The sequence below is a fragment of the Microbacterium sp. SS28 genome, from assembly GCF_022761035.1.
Taxonomy (GTDB): domain Bacteria; phylum Actinomycetota; class Actinomycetes; order Actinomycetales; family Microbacteriaceae; genus Microbacterium.
Genome location: NZ_JAKWJP010000001.1, coordinates 1,129,773 through 1,149,540 on the forward strand (window position 1 = coordinate 1,129,773; position 19,768 = coordinate 1,149,540).

17 protein-coding genes are annotated in these 19,768 nt (G+C 71.4%); 9 read left to right on the top strand and 8 right to left on the bottom strand.

Features of this window, described 5'->3' with window-relative positions; translation table 11 throughout:
* The first annotated feature begins 21 nt into the window (after positions 1-21).
* From mmsB to panB, 6 genes are all read left to right on the top strand, one after another.
* Positions 22-1,251 (top strand): multiple monosaccharide ABC transporter permease, encoded by a 1,230-nt coding sequence (gene mmsB / locus MJ607_RS05170; protein WP_243074453.1) that lies wholly within the window; start codon positions 22-24, stop codon positions 1,249-1,251.
* Between the two features lie 528 nt (positions 1,252-1,779).
* Positions 1,780-2,280, top strand: a complete 501-nt coding sequence (locus MJ607_RS05175) for a MarR family winged helix-turn-helix transcriptional regulator (protein WP_243074454.1) — start codon at positions 1,780-1,782, stop codon at positions 2,278-2,280.
* 79 nt (positions 2,281-2,359) lie between these two features.
* Entirely contained in the window at positions 2,360-3,145 is a 786-nt protein-coding gene (locus MJ607_RS05180; RefSeq protein ID WP_243074455.1) for a Rossmann-like and DUF2520 domain-containing protein, read from the top strand.
* On the top strand, positions 3,142-3,987 hold the full coding sequence (gene panC / locus MJ607_RS05185) for a pantoate--beta-alanine ligase (RefSeq protein ID WP_243074456.1): 846 nt from the start codon (positions 3,142-3,144) through the stop codon (positions 3,985-3,987). Before MJ607_RS05180 ends, panC begins: the two co-directional genes overlap by 4 nt.
* A complete protein-coding gene (gene panD / locus MJ607_RS05190) occupies positions 3,987-4,376 on the top strand; it encodes an aspartate 1-decarboxylase (protein WP_243074457.1) in 390 nt (129 codons plus the stop codon). Before panC ends, panD begins: the two co-directional genes overlap by 1 nt.
* Positions 4,373-5,260: a 3-methyl-2-oxobutanoate hydroxymethyltransferase gene (panB, locus tag MJ607_RS05195; RefSeq protein WP_243074458.1), complete on the top strand. Its 888-nt coding sequence runs from the start codon at positions 4,373-4,375 to the stop codon at positions 5,258-5,260. Before panD ends, panB begins: the two co-directional genes overlap by 4 nt.
* Positions 5,261-5,276: 16 nt before the next feature.
* Here the strand turns inward: panB and MJ607_RS05200 are convergent, their stop codons facing one another.
* The 7 genes from MJ607_RS05200 to MJ607_RS05230 form a co-directional block, all read right to left on the bottom strand.
* A complete protein-coding gene (locus MJ607_RS05200) occupies positions 5,277-6,128 on the bottom strand; it encodes a zinc-ribbon domain-containing protein (protein ID WP_243074459.1) in 852 nt (283 codons plus the stop codon).
* Positions 6,129-6,149: 21 nt separating this feature from the next.
* On the bottom strand, positions 6,150-6,764 hold the full coding sequence (locus MJ607_RS05205; RefSeq protein WP_243074460.1) for a TetR/AcrR family transcriptional regulator: 615 nt from the start codon (positions 6,762-6,764) through the stop codon (positions 6,150-6,152).
* A 78-nt stretch (positions 6,765-6,842) separates the two neighbouring features.
* The gene (efeB, locus tag MJ607_RS05210; protein ID WP_243074461.1) at positions 6,843-8,159 is read right to left on the bottom strand and encodes an iron uptake transporter deferrochelatase/peroxidase subunit; all 1,317 of its coding nucleotides are present in this window, start codon (positions 8,157-8,159) and stop codon (positions 6,843-6,845) included.
* Position 8,160: 1 nt separating this feature from the next.
* Complete coding sequence (gene efeO / locus MJ607_RS05215; RefSeq protein WP_243074462.1) at positions 8,161-9,390, bottom strand: iron uptake system protein EfeO; 1,230 nt, start codon at positions 9,388-9,390, stop codon at positions 8,161-8,163.
* A complete protein-coding gene (gene efeU / locus MJ607_RS05220; RefSeq protein WP_243074463.1) occupies positions 9,387-10,337 on the bottom strand; it encodes an iron uptake transporter permease EfeU in 951 nt (316 codons plus the stop codon). The genes efeO and efeU overlap by 4 nt, the downstream gene beginning before the upstream one ends.
* A 552-nt stretch (positions 10,338-10,889) precedes the next feature.
* On the bottom strand, positions 10,890-11,900 hold the full coding sequence (locus MJ607_RS05225; RefSeq protein WP_243074464.1) for a LacI family DNA-binding transcriptional regulator: 1,011 nt from the start codon (positions 11,898-11,900) through the stop codon (positions 10,890-10,892).
* 39 nt (positions 11,901-11,939) lie between these two features.
* A complete protein-coding gene (locus MJ607_RS05230) occupies positions 11,940-13,400 on the bottom strand; it encodes an alpha-N-arabinofuranosidase (protein ID WP_243074465.1) in 1,461 nt (486 codons plus the stop codon).
* A 111-nt stretch (positions 13,401-13,511) separates the two neighbouring features.
* Here MJ607_RS05230 and MJ607_RS05235 point away from each other — a divergent pair, with 111 nt between their 5' ends.
* The gene (locus MJ607_RS05235) at positions 13,512-15,758 is read left to right on the top strand and encodes a beta-L-arabinofuranosidase domain-containing protein (RefSeq protein ID WP_243074466.1); all 2,247 of its coding nucleotides are present in this window, start codon (positions 13,512-13,514) and stop codon (positions 15,756-15,758) included.
* A 131-nt stretch (positions 15,759-15,889) separates the two neighbouring features.
* On the top strand, positions 15,890-17,092 hold the full coding sequence (locus tag MJ607_RS05240) for a DUF2510 domain-containing protein (RefSeq protein ID WP_243074467.1): 1,203 nt from the start codon (positions 15,890-15,892) through the stop codon (positions 17,090-17,092).
* Positions 17,093-17,094: 2 nt separating this feature from the next.
* Here the strand turns inward: MJ607_RS05240 and MJ607_RS05245 are convergent, their stop codons facing one another.
* The gene (locus MJ607_RS05245; RefSeq protein ID WP_243074468.1) at positions 17,095-17,871 is read right to left on the bottom strand and encodes a sulfite exporter TauE/SafE family protein; all 777 of its coding nucleotides are present in this window, start codon (positions 17,869-17,871) and stop codon (positions 17,095-17,097) included.
* Positions 17,872-18,050: 179 nt separating this feature from the next.
* Between MJ607_RS05245 and MJ607_RS05250 the strand changes: the two genes are divergently transcribed.
* Positions 18,051-19,760 (top strand): Na+/H+ antiporter, encoded by a 1,710-nt coding sequence (locus MJ607_RS05250; RefSeq protein WP_243074469.1) that lies wholly within the window; start codon positions 18,051-18,053, stop codon positions 19,758-19,760.
* Positions 19,761-19,768: the final 8 nt, after the last annotated feature.

Below are 19,768 nucleotides of genomic sequence, written 5' to 3' on the forward strand. Positions count from 1 at the left end.
CGCGCGAGAGAGCACACAGAAATGTCAGAGAACACTCCCGGCTCGACCGCGGTCGGCGCCAACATCAACCCCACCGAGAACAAGTTCACCAACTGGCTCAGCCACGTCCTGAGCGACCTCGGCAAGAACGGCATCTTCATCGCCCTGATCGCCGTCGTCGCGCTGTTCGCGTTCCTGACGAACGGCATCATCCTGCGTCCGCAGAACATCTCGAACCTCGTCGTGCAGAACGGGTACATCCTCGTCCTCGCGATCGGCATGGTCATGGTGATCATCGCGGGTCACATCGACCTGTCGGTCGGCTCGGTCGCAGCCTTCGTCGGTGCGTGCTCGGGGGTCTTCGCGGTCACGTGGGGCCTGCCCTGGTGGCTCGCCGTCGTCCTGTCGCTCCTGATCGGCGCCCTGGTCGGTGCGTGGCAGGGCTTCTGGGTCGCCTACGCCGGCATCCCCGCGTTCATCGTGACGCTCGCGGGCATGCTCATCTTCCGCGGTCTCGCGCTCGTCGTGCTCGGCAACCAGAACATCGGCTCGTTCCCCACGGAGTACCGCGCCCTCGGCAACGGCTTCCTCGTGAGCATCTTCGGCGAGGCCGACCCGGACGTCTTCACGCTCCTCATCGGCGCCGTCGGCATCGTCGCGCTCGTCGTGCAGCAGGTCCGCACGCGCGCCGGCCGTCAGAAGTACGGCCAGGAGGTCGAGCCCCTCACGTGGTTCATCGTGAAGCTCGTGCTCGTGTCGTTCGTCATCGGCTGGTTCACGTGGGCGCTCGCGTCGTACAAGGGCATCCCCGTGACGCTCATCATCCTGGCGCTGCTGATCCTCGCGTACAGCGTCGTGATGAACCGCACGGTGTTCGGCCGCCACATCTACGCGATCGGCGGCAACCGCCACGCGGCCGAGCTCTCGGGCATCAAGACGCGCCGCGTCGACTTCTGGCTGTTCGTCAACATGGGCTTCCTCGCGGCGCTCGCGGGCCTCATCTTCACGGCGCGCCTCAACCTTGCAGGCCCCAAGGCCGGTGACGGCTTCGAGCTCGAGGCCATCTCGGCGGCCTTCATCGGCGGCGCCGCGGTGCAGGGCGGCGTCGGCACGATCGGCGGCGCCATCATCGGTGGTCTCATCATCGGCGTCCTGAACAACGGCATGTCGATCATGGGGATCGGCATCGAGTGGCAGCAGGCAGTCAAGGGCCTCGTGCTGCTCCTCGCCGTCGCCTTCGACGTCTACAACAAGCGCCGCGCGGGCAACTGACGCACGGCGCAGCGGCCGAGGCCGGCAGCAGTCCCCCTCTCGTCCCTCCAGGGACGACAGATCCGGGATGCTGCCGGCCTCGGCCGTTTCCGCGCGCGGGCCGCTCGGCCGGCGGGGTGAGTTCCCGCCGCCTCACCCGCCCGCACCCGGCACCAACTCACCCCATCCAGCAGCGCGAGGCTTGCGCGGGGTGAGTTCCTGCCGCCTCGCGGGCCCGCACCCGGCATCGACTCACCCCATCCAGCAGCGCGAGGCTTGCACGGGGTGAGTTCCTGCCGCCTCGCGGGCCCGCACCCGGCATCCACCCACCCCATCCAGCAGCGCGAGGCTTGCGCGGGGTGAGTTCCCGCCGCCTCGCGGGCCCGCACCCGGCACCCACCCACCCCATCCAGCAGCGCGAGGCTTGCGCGGGGTGACTCCCTGCCGCCTCACCCGCCCGTACCCGGCACCAACTCACCCCGAACCGAACCCGGGGCTCGCGCGGGCGCCCATGCCCTGCCCTCCGGAGACTTCGGCTACCGTCGGAACATGCCCGACAGCGCCCGCGACAAGGACGACGAGGTCGACCTCCTCATCGACGCGTGGTCGCGCCTGCTCCCCGACATCGACCTGACGCCCCTCGACGTCATGTCGCGCCTGCGCCGCGCGGCCGTGCACCTCGCGAAGCTCCGCGCGCGCTCCTTCGCGCACGCGGGCCTCGCCGCCTGGGAGTTCGACGTGCTCGCGGCGCTCCGCCGTGCGGGCACCGAGCTCACAGCGACGCAGCTCGTGACGGCGGCCATGATCGGGAGCGCCGCGATGACGACGCGGCTCGACAAGCTCACGGAGCGCGGGCTCGTCGTGCGCCGGCCGAACCCGGACGACGGGCGCGGCATCCTGGTCGCGATCACGACCGAGGGCGAGCGGCGCGTGGATGCCGCGATGACCGAACTCGTGCGCGCCGAGGCCGCGGCCCTGGGCGATGTGAGCCCCGCCGATCAGGCGACGCTCGCGCTCACACTGCGGCAGCTCGTCGACGGCGACCGCTAGCCGCACCCCCGCTTTCTGGACGCGATCCACCAAGAAGTAGACTTCACATGTCCGGTGCCCACCTCCCGGACCCGCAGCCATGACACCCTCCTCACCTTCCGCTCCGCGCGCCTTCTCGACGATCAGCGTCGTCGGCGCCGGACGTCTCGGCCGAGTCCTCTCGCGGGCGCTCCGCGCGGCGGGCTTCACGGTCCACGGTCCGACGGGCCGCGGCGAGCGCGTCGAGCCCGCCGACGTCGTCCTGCTGTGCGTGCCGGACGACTCCATCGCGGCGGCCGCCGCCCAGGTCGCGGGCGCCGGCCGATGGATCGGCCACACCTCCGGCGCGACGCCGCTCGCGGGCCTGCCGGTCGACTTCTCGCTGCATCCGCTCCAGTCGTTCGTCGGCGACGAGGGTCCCGACGCGTTCCAGGGCATCGGCTGCGCCATCGCGGGGACGAGCGAAGAGGCGACGGATGCCGCGCTCGCGCTCGCGACCGCGCTCGGCGCGCATCCCTTCACGATCGCCGACCCGCACCGCGCCGCGTATCACGCGGCCGCGTCGATCGCGTCGAACTTCCTCGTGACGCTCGAGGACGCGGCCGAGCGCATCGCGGGCGCCGCCGGGCTCTCGCCCGCCGACGCGCGGGAGCTGCTCGCACCGCTCGTGCGGCGCACGGTCGAGAACTGGGCCTCACTCGGTCCCGAGTCGGCGCTCACGGGACCCGTCGCCCGCGGTGACGAAGAGACACTCGCCCGCCAGCGCGCCGCCGTCGCGGACGCCGGGCCCGACCTGCTGCCGCTCTTCGACGTCCTGACGCAGCACACGCGCGCCCTCGCGGCCCGCGCGGCGGATGCCGCCTCGTCCGAGGCGTTCGTCTCGTGAGGATCGTCCGGACCGTCGCCGACGTGCGCGCCGCCGTCGCCGACGCGCGCTCGCGCGGCGAGATCGTGGGCCTCGTCCCGACGATGGGCGCGTTCCACGAGGGCCACCTCTCGCTCATCCGCCAGGCGCGCGCCGAGAGCGGCCTCGTCGTCGTCTCGCTCTTCGTCAATCCGACGCAGTTCGGCGCGAACGAGGACCTCTCGGCCTACCCCCGCGATGAGGAGCGGGATGCCGCGCTCGCGCGCGATGCGGGCGTCGACATCCTCTTCGCGCCGGCCGTCGGCGAGGTCTATCCGGACGGCTTCGCGACCACGATCCACATCTCGGGGATCACCGAGGTGCTGTGCGGAGCCGTGCGCGGCCCGCACCACTTCGACGGCGTCGCAACGGTCGTGGCGAAGCTCTTCGCGATCGTCGCCCCCGACGCCGCCTACTTCGGACAGAAGGACGCGCAGCAGATCGTCGTCGTGCGACGGCTCGTGCGCGACCTCGACATCCCCGTCCGGATCGTCGCGTGCCCCATCGTGCGCGAGGCGGACGGCCTCGCGATGAGCTCGCGCAACGTGTACCTCGACGCCGAGGCGCGCGCGCAGGCGACGGCGCTCAACCGCGCGCTCTCCGCCGCCGAAGCCGCGGTCGCGGCGGGGCGCACAGACGCCGCGAGCGTGCTCGCGGCGGCGCACGCCGAGCTCGCGGCATCCGGAATCGTGCCCGAGTACCTCGAGCTGCGCTCCCCCGACGACCTGCGGCCCGTCGACGTCGTCGCAAGGCCGGCCCTGCTCGCCGTCGCGGCGCGCGTCGGCCGCGCACGCCTCATCGACAACCGGATCCTGGAGGCCTGATGCGCCGAACGATGCTCAAGTCGAAGATCCACCGTGCGACAGTGACCGGCAGCGACCTCAACTACGTGGGCTCGATCACGATCGACCCCGAGCTGCTCGAAGCCTCCGACATCCGCGAGCACGAGCAGGTGCACGTCGTCGACGTCGACAACGGAGCGCGATTCGAGACGTACACGATCGCTGGAGTGCGCGGATCGGGCGAGATCCAGGTCAACGGCGCGGCGGCGCGGCTCGTCCACCACGGGGACACCGTCATCGTCATCTCCTACGCCGACTACGACGAGGCCGAGCTCGCGGGCTACGAGCCGATCGTCGTGCACGTCGGCCGCGACAACGCGATCGTGTCCGTCGACGACGCCGTCGCCGAACTCCGCGGAGCGCTCGCGTGAGCGTGCACGGCGCGGCATCCGTCCCCTCCGAACCGCGGCGCAAGGTCACCTTCGCCGATCTCGCGGCGAAGAAGGCGACCGGCGAGCCGATCGCGATGGTGACGGCCTACGACCACCCGACCGCGCAGATCGTCGATGCCGGGGGCGTCGACATCGTGCTCGTCGGAGACTCCGCCGCCATGACGGTGCTCGGCTACGACAGCACCGTGCCCGTCACGATCGACGAGATGCTCATGCTCACTGCGGCCGTCCGCCGCGGGCTCTCGACGCCGCTCCTCGTCGCCGACCTGCCGTTCGGGTCGTACGAGGGGTCGGACGAGCTGGCCGTCGCGACCGCCCAGCGCTTCATCAAGACGACCGGCGCCGACGCCGTCAAGATCGAGCGCGGCGGCACCTCGATCGACCGCGCCCGCGCGATCGTCGCGGCCGGCATCCCGGTCATGGGCCACGTCGGGCTCACGCCGCAGACCGCCGCGGTGCTCGGCGGCTACCGCTCGCAGGGCCGTACGGCCGACGAGGCGCTCGCGGTGTGCCGCGCCGCCCTCGCGCTGCAGCAGGCGGGCTGCTTCGCCGTCGTCTTCGAGGCCATCCCGAGCGACGTGACCGAGGCTGTCATGCCGCTCATGCAGGTGCCCGTCATCGGGATCGGCGCGGGCTCCGGCACCGACGGACAGGTGCTCGTCTTCCACGATCTGCTGGGCATCTACGGCGGCCGTCCCGCCAAGTTCGTCAAGCAGTACGCACGGCTGCGGTCCGTCATGATCGAGGGCGTCGCGGAGTATGCGGCCGACGTCCGCACGGGAGGCTACCCCGCCCCCGAGCACGGGTACTCGATGGCTCCCGAGGAGTCCGCCCGCCTGCGCGAGCTGCTCGCGGGTCTCTGACCGCCCGCCTTCTCCGTCAGGTCAGGTAGGCGTCCACGAGCAGCGGACCCCGGATGTCGCGGAAGACGTCGATGAGCTGGGCGAGTCCCTTGCGTCCCATCTTCGCGACCTGGAGGTCGTGCGGCCCGAGCTTCTCGAGCCTGCCCGTGCGGATGCGCACGACCTCCCAGTGCGCCGCCCGCAGCGCGCGGTCCTTGCGGCGGTCGGCGTCTTCTCGGCCGCCGACGTGCTCGAGCCCGAACCGGCCCGGAGTGTCGTACTCGATCGCGATGCGCAGTTCGGGCAGCAGGATGTCGGGCCACACCTCGACGTGGTCGAAGAACGGGCGGCTCACGCGCACGGCGTTGAGCCCCGTCGTGACGGCGAGACGCCCGAACACGTCGGCGCGCAGCTGCCCCTCGACGGCCGACGCGGGCGCCGGCGCGCACACGCTCGCGAACGGCTCGCCGACGGGCACCGCGGGCGTCTTGGCGCACAGCGGCTTGGCTGTCTTCGGGCGTTTCGCGCGCGCTGACGCGGGGACGCGCGCACGCGGCGCCTCGCCGGGCCACGGCGTGCGCGCGGGCTTGGCGAGCGACGTGCAGTCCGGGCACCACGCCGAGCGGCGCCTCTCGCGCCCGGGTCGCGCACGCTGCTCGGTCGGCGTCGCGGCGAAGGTGTGCCCGGCCTCGCACTGCCACAGCAGCAGGACGTCGGCAGCGGGCGGGATCTGCGTCAGCGTGATCCCGGCGTTGAGGTCGGGATGGTATTGCCGGATCAGCGCGGGGTACGGAGCCCACGCCTCGCGGTATGTGCCGATCGGGTACGGCACGTCGGCGCCGCGCGAGAACTGCCGGCGCGCCCACCACGCCTCCACCCGCTCTGCCATGGAGGCACGGTAGCGCGGACCTCAGACACCGCGCGCCGGCGACTCCAGCAGCTGTTCGAGCAGGAGGAGCGCGGCGTCCTGCGGGGCGGACGCATCCAGCAGCCACTGCGTCTGCAGACCGTCCGATGCCGCGACCACGAGTGCCGCGACGGCGAGCGGGTCGAGGTCGGGGCGGATGCGGCCCGCGACCTGACTGCGGCGCACGCGCTCGGCGAGGTCGGAGCGGACCCGGTCGAAGCGCGTCGTCGCGAACTCGCGCGCCGCGGGATGCCCCTCCTCGAGCGCCGCCGCGACGAGCGTCGAGTACAGCTGCACGAGCCCCGCGACCTCGCGGTTGGCGACGGTCCACTCGCGCATGATCTCGACGGGGGTCGCATCGGGGTTGCGCGGCTCGCGCTCGTCGCCGCGCCGCTCGGACTCGCGGTACACCGCGACCAGGAGCTCCTCGAGCGACCCGAAGTAGTGTGCGAGCGCCGCGTGCGTCACGCCGACCTCGGCCGCGATCGCGCGCAGGCTCGTGCGGTCCGAGCCGCGCTCGGCGAACACCTCGATGGCACGGTCGAGGATCTCCTGGCGGCGCGCGACGCCTTTCGCGTACGAGCCGCGGGAGCGCGGGTTCGCGGGCTCATCGGGCATGATGGCATCCTACTCGCACAAACCTCCATGCGGAGGTTTTTTCTCCGCTCAGACGCGGGTCGGGCGCGACGTCGCGGCTCAGGCGAAGAGCCCCGCCCCGACGTACGACCCGGGTGCGGCGCCGGGCGGGACTGCCCAGATGCCGGATCCGACGTGGCGCAGGTATTCGTTCATGACGTCGGTCGACAAGGACCGCTGCAGCCGCACGAACTGCTCGGGGCTGCGCTGGAACGAGAGGAAGAACAGGCCCGCGTCGAGGCGCCCGAGCTCGTTGTTGCCGTCGACGAAGTTGTAGCCGCGGCGAAGGATCCGGGTGCCGTCGTTGAAGTCGGGGTGCGCGAGCCGCACATGGCTCGCGACGGGGATCGCGGGCGTGCCGTCGGCCGCCTCGGCCGCGAAGTCGGGCTCGGTGAACTCCCGTCCGCCCGAGAGCGGCGCGCCGCTGCCCTTCTCGCGTCCGATGATCGAGTTCTGCTCCGACAGGCGCACGCGATCCCACGTCTCGACGAGCATCGCGATCTTGCGCGCGACGAGGTACGAGCCGCCGGCCATCCAGTCGGGGCGATCGGATGCCGCGACCCACACGTGCTCGTCGAGGGCCGCCGTGTCGTCGGCGAGGATGTTGGCCGTGCCGTCCTTGAACCCGAACAGATTGCGCGGCGTCGACTGATCGGCCGCCGTGCGGGACGTGCGCCCGAAGCCGAGCTGCGACCAGCGCAGCCGCGCCCGCCCGAAGGCGATGCGACTCAGATTGCGGATCGCGTGCACAGCGACCTGCGGGTCGTCGGCGCACGCCTGGATGCACAGGTCGCCCCCGGACGTCGCGGGGTCGAGGTCGTCGCCGAGGAACGCGGGGAGCTTCTCGAGCCCCGCAGGCCGCTGCGCCGCGATGCCGTACCGGTCGACGCCGTCCGCCTCGAAGAGCGTGGGGCCGAAGCCGAACGTGATCGTGAGCCCGCTCGCGGTGAGCCCCTGGGCCTCGCCGGTGTCGTCCGGCGGCGCTTCGGGCGATCCCCCGACCGCGCCGGTCGCACTGACGTCGAGGCCCTGCACGAGACGGGACGCGGCGTACGACCAGTCCTGCAGGAGCGCGACGAGGTCGTCCCGGTCGGTGCGCTCCATCATGTCGAACGACGCGAAGTGCAGGTGGTCCTGCACGCGCGTCTTGATGCCGGCCTGATGCGCGCCGAAGAAGGCGTAGCCGGCCTCGGCGGCCTCCCGATCCTTCGCGCGTGCCGCGATGCTCCCGGCCGACCCGAGGCTCGCACCGACGGCGAGGCCCGCGGCACCGGCACCGATCGCGAGACCCGTGAGCAGACCGCGCCGCGACACGCCCGACGACCCGGCCGGTTCGGCGGCGGGGGTCGGGTTCTCGTCGGGAGCGGTCGGGCTCACGTCACGCCAGGGCGGTCGCGGTGAGCTGCGACAGGGGCTCGGCGAGCGCGTTGATGAGGTCGGTCAGCGCGCGCTTGTCCTCCTCGGTCAGCACGGCGTAGTCCACGAACCCCGCCGCGAGCGAGCCGTGCGCGGCGAGCGCGGCCTCGAGATCGGCGTAGCCCGCCGTGATCTCCTCCGTCAGCGCGGCGCCCTCGTCGCCCGACGACGCGGCGAAGTCCTCGACGAGCGAGAACGCCATCTTGGAGCCCTCGACGTTGGCGGCGAAGTCCGAGAGGTCGGTGCCCGACCACCAGTCCTCCTCGCCCTGGATCTTGCCGGTCGCGACCTCGTCGAGCAGCGCGATGGCGCCGTTGGAGATGCCGGCGATGCCCTGCGCGTCGAGCGCTGCCTGGAAGTCGTCGGAGTGGACGTAGTCGAACAGCTCCTGCACGTCGGCGATGAGCTGGTCGCCGTACGCGGCACGCTCGGCGGGTGTCGAGGGCGCCCAGTCCTGCCACGCGGGCGTCTCGCCGTCGGCGTTGAGCGCGTCGGCCGCGGGAACCCAGAGGTCCTTCTCGATGCGGTGGAAGCCCGTCCAATCGAGACCCTCCGCGACGGCGTCGACCTCGCGGTAGTCGATGCGCGGGTCGAGGTCGCCGAGCGCCTCGGCGACGGGCTCGATCCGCTCGTAGTACGCGCGGACCTGCGGGAACTGCGCCTGGGCGGCCGCGTCGTCGCCGGACTCGTACGCGGTCGCGAACGCCTCGACGGCGGGCAGCAGCTGGCCGACCTGGTCCTTGACGAAGGCCGCGTAGAGGTCGACCGCCTGCTGCTTGAGCTCGGCGTCCGGCCCGTCGACGGCGACCGTCTCGCCCGACACCGAGAAGCCGGCGCGGCCGACGCCGTCGCCGACCATGCCCGGCTTGCACAGCGTGAAGTACTCGCCCGGCTGCGCGACGACCGTCAGCGTTCTGGATGCCCCGGGGGCGATGTTCTCGGCCTCGCCGACGATCCGCAGGCCGTCCTCTGCGAGCAGGTAGAACTCCGTCACGTCGTCGCCGGCGTTCGTGACCTCGAACGCGAGTGTTCCGCTCTCGACCGCAGCGGTCGAGACGTCGCAGCCGTCCGCCGTGGAGGTGACGGTCAGGGCGTCGGCGGTGGCCGTGTCGGCCTTCGCGACGCATCCGGAGAGCGCGAGTGCTCCGACGGCGACGACGGCGAGGGCTCCGACGAGACGGTGCGCGGTCATACTTCTCCTTGCGGGACGGCGGGGGCGGCGGAGGCGCCGGAAGAGACGTGGACCCTGTCGGCGGGGCGCGCCGCGGGGCGGGCGAACTGGGCGCGGGCCCAGAGCGAGCCGACGATGCCGACGTAGAGCACCCACGCGACGACCTGCAGCCACGTCATCGCAGGCATGAAGCCGACGGTGGCCTGCAGGATCGCGGCGAGCGGGCTCCCGGGCGGGATCGCGGCGCTCACGTCGAAGGCCCAGCCGAAGGGGAACGCCGCCCATCCGACGGCGACGGCGCCCGTCGCAGGGTCGATCGGCGCGGCGGCCGTGAAGGGGCCTGGCAGGACGCCTGCCTCCTGCAGGTCGTGGATGCCGTAGGCGAGCACACCGGCCGCGACGATCACGAGGAACGCGCCGGTCCACGTGAAGAAGGTGCGCAGGTCGAGGCGCAGCATGCCCCGCGCGAGGAGCCATCCGAGCAGCACCGCGGCGGCGAGTCCCAGAAGGGCTCCGAGGAGCGCCGCGGGAGCGTCGCCGAACGACTGCACCATCGACCACAGCAGCAGCGTCGTCTCGACGCCCTCGCGCGCGACCGAGATGAAGCCGATCGCGACGATCGCCCACAGGGTGCCGGTCGCGAGCGCGCGGTCGAGGCCTCCCTCGAGGGACTTCTTCAGGGTGCGCGCCGTGCGCTGCATCCAGAAGATCATCCACGTCACCATCGCGACGGTGAACACCGAGAGCAGTCCGCCGAGCAGCTCCTGCCCCTCGAAGGTCAGCGAGTACGCGCCGAAGGTCAGAATCGCCCCGATGACGACGGCGAGCCCGACGGCGAGCCCGACGCCCGCCCACAGCCGGGGAAGCACGTCGCGACGCTCGAGACGCGTGAGGTACGCGAGCAGGATGCCGACGACGAGGGCGGCTTCGAGGCCTTCACGGAGTCCGATGAGGAACGTCGCGAGCACAGGTCGATCCAGACAGAGAGGGAAAAGAGATGCGGGATGCCGCACGGCAGGGCTGCTCGGGTGTGAGGGTAGCCTTACCTGCCTAACTATACGGCGCGGTCCGCGGGCGCGGCAATTCGCGCGCGTCACAATGCACGCCGCCGACGCGCCACTCCGTGTGGCAACCGGGCGCCGGTGTGCCGGATCTTGCGGGAAGCCTGCGCGGCGCGATGAACGACGGGCCGTCCAGGCGGGCCATCGGCCCGGAAACGCGAAACGGCCCCCGGCCGGCTTGGGGATGCGCCTGGGGAAGCGCCCGACCGGGGACCTGCTCGCATCGCGCACTTCGTCCCTGGGGTCGAAGAGGCGGAGTCTTCATTGCGGAATCTCGGGAGAATCCACGTGTCGGTCGCTGCGAGGCCGTGCGGTCCGGGGTACCTGAACGCTCGGAGCAGACCCGACGCGTCGATGTTCTCACGACAGGTGCGAAATCACCTAGTCGCACACGCCCATGTGTCGATCGCGCGTGTCGCGAGGCGGCGGGAGCGGCATCCGATCCCTGCTCCGTGCTCGTCAGGCGCGCGACGATTCCCGCTCGACGAGGCGCACGGCGCCCGTGAACGTGCGGTAGTCGTGGGGATCGCGCGAGCCCTCGATGCGGTCGACGATCATCGCGATGACGGCGTCCGCCATCGCCGCGTGATCGGGGGCGATCGAAGTCAGCGAGGGCGTGAGGAACGACGCGATCGGCACGTCGTCGAACCCGACGACGCGCACGTCGTCGGGCACGCGCAGGCCGCGGTCGCTCAGCGCGCGGACGGCGCCGATCGCGACGACGTCCGTCGCGCAGAACAGCCCGTCGATGTCGTCGGTCTCGGCAAGCAGGTCGATCGTCCCCTGATAGCCGCCCTCGAACGTCAGGGCGACGGACCGCACGAGCCCCTCGTCTGCTGCGAGCCCCGCCGCGACGAGGCCCGCGAGGAACCCGCGGGCGCGCAGCGTCGTGAGGTCGTCGTCGTGGGGTGCGCCCGTGCGTCCGCCGAGCATCGCGATGCGGCGGCATCCGCGCTCCGCGAGGTGTCGGGACGCGAGCGCTCCCCCGTCCTCGTTGGCCATGACGACGTGGTCGAGCGGCTGTGTGAAGGAGCGCTCGCCGAGGATGACGATCGGGAAGTCGCCGTGCAGCAGTCCCACGTCGTCGTCGTGCAGCTGGACTGCGCTCATGATCAGGCCGTCCGAGCTGCGCAGGCGGGAGCGCGCCACGGCGTCGAGCTCGCGGTCGCGCGCGGCGGCGGTCTGCTCGACGACGAGGTCGTACCCGCGCGCCGCGGCGCGCTCGATGAGCAGCGTCGCGAGCAGCCCGAAGTACGGCCGGTCGATCTCGGGGACGGCGAGCACGATGACGCCCGTCCGGCCCTGACGCAGGCTCCGCGCCGCCGTGTTGACGTGGTAGCCGAGCTCGGCGATCGCCGCGAGCACCTTCGCGCGCGTCGCGGCGCGGACGTGCGGCTGGTCGTTCACGACGTTCGAGACCGTCATGACCGAGACTCCGGCTCGGTGCGCGACATCCTGCATCGTCACCATCGCCGGGACTCCCGGATGCCGCGCTCCCCCGTCACCGGATCACTCCGCGTGTGCGACCCGCACCGTCGCGACCGAGTGCGGCGGCAGCGTGAAGCGCACGCGGCTGCCGTCGATGCGCACGGCGAGGTCGTGCAGCGCGACCTCCTCGGGGCGATCGAACGTGTTGTGCGAGTTCGCCCGCGCGCCCGTGAGGATCTGCGCCCGGAGGAGGTCGGTCGCGGCGCCCGGCAGCTCGAAGTCGGCCTCGAGCTCGCGTCCGAGACCCCAGTTCGTCGCGCTGATCGTCAGCGCGCCGTCCTTGCGCGAGACCGTGAAGTCGCCCTCGGTCCCGAGCGCGCCGGGCGTCGTGCCGGCCGGCACGGGGGTCGCGACGAACTCGGCGTCCTGGTGATCCGTGTACAGATCGAACACGTGGTAGGTCGGCGTCTTGACGAGATTGCCGCCGTCGGTCAGGAGCATCGCCTGCAGCACGTTGACCATCTGCGCGATGTTCGTCATGCGCACGCGGTCGCCGTGGCGGTGGAACGTGTTCAGGTTGAGGGCGGCGACGACGGCATCCCGCACGGTGTTCTGCTGGTACAGGAACCCGGGGTTGGTGCCCGGCTCGACGTCGTACCACGTGCCCCACTCGTCGACGATGAGGCTCACGCGCTTGGCCGGGTCGTACTTGTCCATGATGGCGCCGTGCCGGCGGAGCAGCTCCTCCATGCGGCGGGTCTGGCGGATCGTCTCGTACCAGGCGTAGTCGTCGAAGTCGATCGCCGACCCCTTGCCGTTCCACTCGCCCGTGGGGAGCGTGTAGTAGTGCAGGCTCAGGCCGTCCATGTGCTCGGCCGCGCGCGCCATGAGCACGTCGGTCCACTCGAAGTCGTCGGAGTTCGCGCCGCACGCGATCTTCGTGATGGGCGCGTCTCCGTACTGCCGCACGTAGGTCTGGAACTTGCGGTACTCGTTGGCGTAGTGCAGCGGAAGCATGTTGCCGCCGCAGCCCCAGCTCTCGTTGCCGACGCCGAAGAACTCGACCTTCCACGGCTGCTCGCGCCCGTGCCGCTTGCGCAGCTCGGCCATGGGCGCCGTGCTGTCGAGCGTCATGTACTCGATCCAATCGTGCATCTCGGCGACCGTGCCACTGCCGACGTTGCCGTTGATGTACGCCTCGGCGTCGAGCTGGTTGAGCAGCTCGAAGTACTCGTGCGTGCCGAACTCGTTCGACTCGACGACGCCGCCCCAGTGCGTGTTGACCATCGGCTGACGCTCGTCACCGACGCCCTTGAGCCAGTGGTACTCGTCGGCGAAGCATCCGCCGGGCCAGCGCACGAGCGGCACCTTGATGTGCCGGAGCGCGTCGACGACATCGGTCCGGATGCCGTTCTTGTTCGGGATGTCGGATCCCGCGCCGACCCACACGCCCTCGTAGATGCACCGCCCGAGGTGCTCTGCGAACTGGCCGTAGATGCGGCGGTCGATGCGATGGGTGGAGTCGGAGGGAATGGCGACCATGGCGTCTCTCTCAGGATTCGGCGTTGAGGTGCAGCAGTTTGTAACGTTAAATTAGTGCAGGCCCCGAACGCAACCCTCAGTTCCGGAAGCCGATCTCGACGAGGAGACCCCGTGCAGTTCCTCCCGCTCAGCCGCGTGCGCATCACCGACGGACCGTTCGCGAACGCCGTCCGCGTCGACCTCGCGTACGCACTCGCGCTCGACCCCGACCGCCTCCTCGCGCCCTTCCTGCGCGAAGCGGGACTCCCCGCCAAGGCCGACGGCTACGGCAACTGGGAGGACTCGGGCCTCGACGGCCACATCGCGGGGCACGAGCTCAGCGCGCTCGCGCACCTGTGGTCGGCGACGGACTCCCACGAGGCGCGCGAGCGGCTCGTCTACCTCGTAGCGGAGCTCGCACGGGCGCAGGAGGCCCGCGGCACGGGCTATGTCGGCGGCATCCCCGGTGGCCGCGCCCTCTTCGAGGCGTTCCGGGATGACGCGCCCACGGCGGCGCGACAGCTCGGCGGGTCCGACCACTGGGTGCCCTGGTACAACCTGCACAAGACGTTCCAGGGACTCATCGACGCGCACGCGGTCGGCGGCGTCGAGGGCGCGCTCGAAGTCGTCGTGCGCCTCGCGGACTGGTGGCTCGAGATCGCCCGCACGATCGACGACGCGTCGTTCGAGGCGATGCTCGACACCGAGTTCGGCGGCATGAACGAGGCTTTCGCGCTGCTCGCCGAGCTGACGGGCCGCGCCGAATACGCCGCGATGGCGGAGCGCTTCTCGCATCGCGTCATCCTCGATCCCCTGCTCGAGGACCGGGACGACCTCACGGGCCGGCACGCCAACACGCAGATCCCGAAGGCCGTCGGCTACGCCGCGACCGCGACAGCGACCGGCGACGACTCCTACCGCCGGGCGGCCGACGCGTTCTGGCGCACCGTCGTCGAGCGGCGGACTGTCGCGATGGGCGGCAACAGCGTCCGCGAGCACTTCCACGGACTCGACGACTTCTCACCCATGACCTCGGACCGCGAGGGTCCCGAGACGTGCAACACGTACAACATGCTCAAGCTCACCCGCGCGCTCGCCGAGCACGAGCTCGAGCCGGCGCATCTCGCGTTCGCCGAGCGGGCGCTCTTCAACCATCTGCTCGCGTCGCAGCATCCGTCCCGCGGCGGCTTCGTGTACTTCACCTCGATGCGCCCGCGGCACTACCGCGTCTACTCGCAGGTCGAGGACGGCTTCTGGTGCTGCGTCGGGACGGGCCTCGAGGCGCAGGCGCGCTACGCGGAGTGGGTGTTCGGCGTCGAGGACGGCGCGCTCGCGGTCAATCTGTTCGTGCCGGCCGAGGCCGAGGTGCCCGAGTTCGGCGGCCGGATCCGCGTCGAGACCCGCTTCCCCGAAGACGACGCGGTCGCGGTCGTGCTCGAGCTCGAAGCGCCTCGGGAGTTCGCTCTGCGGCTGCGGGTGCCGGACTGGGCGGGCGCGCTCGACGGGCTCGCCGTGAACGGCGTCCCGGCTGCGGGGCGCGCGGTCGACGGCGCCCTCGTGCTTCAGCGCGAGTGGCTGCCGGGCGATACCGTGACGTTCCGCGCACCGCTGCGCCTCACGGCCGAGCCCCTCCCCGACGGGTCGCCGTGGCAGGCGTTCCGCGCGGGCCCGATCGTCCTCGCAGCGCGCGCCGGCACGCGCCACCTCGACGGGCTGATCGCCGACGACAGCCGCATGGGTCACATCGCGCACGGGCCGCTCTTCGGCCTCGCGGACCTCCCGATCGTCGCGCCCGGCGTTGCGGGGCTCGAGCCGCAGGCTCCCCTGCGCTACGCCCTGCGCACCCTGGACGCCGACGAGACGATCGAGCTCGAGCCCTTCGCCGGCATCCACGACGAGCGGTACACGGTGTACTGGCCGGTCGCCGAGGGCGATGTCGCGGCCCGGCGCGCGGCGCTTCTCGCCGCGGACGCGTCTCTGTCGCTCGACGAGGCCACGATCGATGCCGTCGCGTTCGGCGAGCAGCAGCCCGAATCCGATCACGGCTTCCGGGCGACGGCGAGCGAGGTGCTCACGGGCGACGGGCGACGACGACGCGTCACACGGGACCGGATGTCGGTGCGCCTGCGCGCCGCCGGGGCTCGGGTGCTGCGTGTCGGGCTTCTCACCGGCTCGGAGCCGACTCGACTGATCGTGCGGGTCGATGGCACGGTCGTCGCCGACGAGCACTTCGACGGCTCGGACGAGTCGCTCGAGCTCGAATACGAGCTCGGCGGGGTGCCGGCCCTGGCGCAGCATCCCGAATCCGTCGTCCTCGAGCTGTCGGCGACCGACGGCCGCGCGACCCCCGGAGTGACCGTCGTGCGCGTGCTGCGCTGAGCGCGCGACACGGCGGGTGAGCGATCCCGCGGAGGGGCTCCGAGCCGGCTGCCGGGAGGTCCCGCCGCCGACGGAGGGCACCAGGCGAGCGCCCTATAGGCGGGCGGTCCGGCGCGGTTTAGTGTGGCGCCATGACCACCTCGCCCCCCGGTTGGTACGACGACGGCCATGGCGCGCAGCGCTGGTGGGACGGCGCGCGCTGGACCGACCATGTCAGGACGCCCGAGACTCCCGCGAGTCCCTTCGCCTCCCCCGCCACACCTGTCTCCGACAGCCGGCCGAGCCCAGCGCCGACCGCCTACATGATCCCCGGCACGGGGTATCCGGGTGCCGATCCCGCGTCGCCGACCGTCGGACCGCCGGTTCCCGAACCCGAGCGGCGAGCCTCGCGAGCGGGCATCGTCTGGGCGATCGCGGGCGGGGCGGCGCTGCTCGTCGTGGCGGCCGTCGTGATCTTCGTGACGCTCACCCTGGCGACGGGCCCGGCGCCCACCGTGGCGGTCGAGGAGTCGCCCGCACCGGACGCGGCGGAGGAGGACGAGGAAGGCCGCCCGGCTCCCGACAGCGACGACGTGTACGGCGCGATCGACGTCATCCACGACTATTCGGATGCCGTGCTGAGCGGCAGCTGCGAGGACTACTTCTGGGACACGACGGAAGACTTCCGGGCGAACATCGGCGCGACCGACTGCGACGAGTTCGCCGCGCTGTCGGCCGAGGTCGCGGACGGGACGCAGGACAGGTCGCTGTTCATCGGCGAGATCCACACCGTCGACGAGGGCCTCTCCGTCGCGGTCAGGAAGACCTACACGAGCAGCGTGGACCCTGAGGGGAACCCCACCGAGACCCCCGCCCGGTACGAGGACCGACACGAGTACCTCGTGATCCCGTGGGAGAGCCGGTGGGTGATCGACGACCGGAGCGAGTCCATGCCGACGACGCCCGATCCTGCCGACCCGCTGCCCGATCCGGATCAGCAGGCCGCCGTCGATGCCGTGCTGATGTACAACGACGCGTGGCTCACGGCGGACTGCGATGCGTACATGCTCTCGACGACCGCGGCCCTGCGCGAGTACTCCGAACTCGCGGACTGCGCGGCTTTCACGAGCACGGCGCGCGACTTCGCATCGGGGACGTACGACTACGTCACGACGGTCCGGAACGTCGCGACGGACGGCGGCACGATCTCCGTCTCGGTCACCGAGACCTACACGAGCCTCTCCGACAACGAGGGCACGCCGACGGACAGCCCCGAGGACTACGCGGATCGCTGGGAGTACATCGTCGTCAGCGACAACGGCGTGTGGGCGATCGACGACGTCTACGAGGACTGACCTCAGACGAAGAGCAGGTAGAGCGCCGCGACCACGGTCAGGATGAAGACGATCCGCTCGAACAGCGCCTGGTCGATCCGGTTCGCGATGGCCCAACCGATGGCGCCGCCGATCAGGACCGCGGGGATCAGGACGAGGTCGATGAGCAGCGTCTGCGGCGTCAGGAGGCCCAGGCCCACCGCGAAGGGCAGCTTCGCGATGTTGACGATCGCGAAGAACCAGGCGGCGGTGCCGAGGAACGCCTTGACCTCGAACCGCGCCGCGAGGAAGTACATCGACATGACCGGCCCGCCGGCGTTCGCGACCATCGTCGTGAATCCGCCGAGCGTGCCGTAGCCGGTGCGCACGACGAGTCCTCCGCGCCCCGCGACGGGAGTGCCGCCGGTGCGCCGCCGCAGCCAGAGCGTGAGCGCGACGAGAGCCAGCAGGATGACGCCGATCGTCCGGCGCACCCACGCATCGTCCGCGACCGCGAGGAAGAGCGCGCCCACGACGAGTCCCGCCACGACCGCCGGCGCAAGCCGCAGCAGCGTCTTCCAGTCGGCGTGACGGCGGTAGAGCAGCAGCGCGAGCGCATCGCCGACGATGAGCAGCACGAGGAGCGTCGCCGTCGAGTTGCGCGCCGGCAGGACCCCCGCGAAGATCGCCACAGCGAGCGTCGCGGCGCCCGGCAGCGCGGTCTTCGAGACCCCGACGATGACGGCGGCGAGCGCCAGCATCGTCCACGCGAGGGCGGTCAGTTCGCTCGGTTCCACGCCGCCGGAAGCCGAGATCACCATCCCGCCAGGCTATCGGCGGTCCTCGGGTCGATGACTCGGCGGACAGCGCCACCGAGCCTTCCGGCGGCCGCGGGGTCGGCATCCTGAAACCCGGCTCGAGGGAGAGAGGGAATGCCGGGGCCTGTCCCATCGCTCTGTCCTGTGCGCACACTGGACGCACACGCGGAGCGGGGGTCGCCATGGAAGGTCTCGAAGTCACGGTGCTGCTGGGGTTGGCGGTGCTCACCGGCACGCTGCTCGCCCCTCGGCTGAGGCTCGCGACGCCGTTGCTGCTAGTCGTGATCGGGCTGCTGCTCGGATTCTTCCCGGCGCTCCGCGAGATCGAGCTGCCGCCCGAGACGGTGCTGCTGCTGTTCCTCCCCGTCATGCTCTTCTGGGAGAGCCTCACGACGTCGCTGCGATCGATACGCCGGTCGCTGCGCTACATCATCCCGATGAGCACGCTCCTGGTCGTGGCCTCCGCCTTCGCGGTGGCGGGCGTGGCGACCCTCATGGGGGTGCCCTGGGAAGCGGCCCTGATCCTCGGCGCCGCCGTCGCACCGCCCGATGCGACTGCCGTCGCGGCCCTGGGCCGGCTGCTTCCGCAGCGCACGTTCATGAAGCTCAAGGCCGAGAGCCTCACGAACGACGGCACGGCGCTCGTCGTCTACGCGATCGCGGTGTCGCTCGCCGTCGGCGGAAGCGTCACGCCGTGGTCGATCACGTGGACGGTCCTCGTCTCGTACGTCGGCGGAGCCGCGGCGGGCATCGCGATCGCCGCGCTCGCGTTCCTGCTGCTGCGCAGCATCCACTCGAGTCTGTCGATCAACATCACGCTGCTGCTCGTGCCGTTCTCCGCCTTCCTCGTGGCCGAGCTCATCCACGCGTCCGGCGTGCTCGCCGTCGTCTTCGCGGGGCTCATCATCGCCTGGATCTCGCCGCGCATCACGACCGCGCAGTCGCGGCGGCAGGCCGTCGCGGCGTGGCCGTTCGGGGTGTATCTGCTCAACGGCAGCCTCTTCGTGCTGATCGGGCTCGAGGTGCAGCACATCGTCCACGAGATCTCGCCGCGAGAGATCTGGTGGCTCACTCTCACGACGTTCGTCGTCTGGATCACGCTGCTGCTCGTGCGCTACCTCTTCCAGTTCCTGTTCGCACCGTTCGCCAGGCCCGCGCGCGGAGCTCCGATCGGGTCGCCCCATCGCGCGCGGGTCGTGAGCACCATGGCGGGCTTCCGCGGCGCCGTGTCGCTCGCGATCGCGCTCTCGGTGCCGCTCACGACCGAGTCGGGAGCGCCGCTCGAAGGGCGCGACGCCATCGTGTTCGTCACGGCGGGGGTCATCGTGCTGAGCCTGCTCGTGCAGGGCACCCTGCTGCCGGCGGTCGTGCGGTGGGCGAAGCTGCCGGCCGACGACGCCGCCGTCAACGAGCTCGAACTCGCGCAGCGGGCCGTCTCGGGTGCCGCGATGGCCGCCCTCGACGACCTCGCCGCCGAGCACGGCATCAGCGACGAAGTGCGCGATCGGGCACGCCGCGACGGCTACGAGCTCCTCGAGCTCGCCAACGCGCGGGCGTTCGCGCGGCAGCGCGCCCTGGACGACGACGAGATCGCCGAGCTCGAGACGATGCTCGACGCGCCGGCCGCGGCATCCCCCTCGCTTCGTCCGGAGGTCTCGGACAACGGTCTCGAGATGCTCGCGATGAGCACCGACATCGACCTCACCCAGCGCTCGCCGATCATCCGGTTCGAAGAGGCGACGCGCCTCAAGCTCGCGATGATCGAGCGCAAACGCGAGGTGCTGCTCGCGCTTCGCCGCGACGGCACGATCGACGACCTCGTCGTGCGCCGGGTCGAAGCCCATCTCGACAACGAGGAGATCCGACTGAGCGGCGTCCAAGAGTTCGACTGAACCCGCGG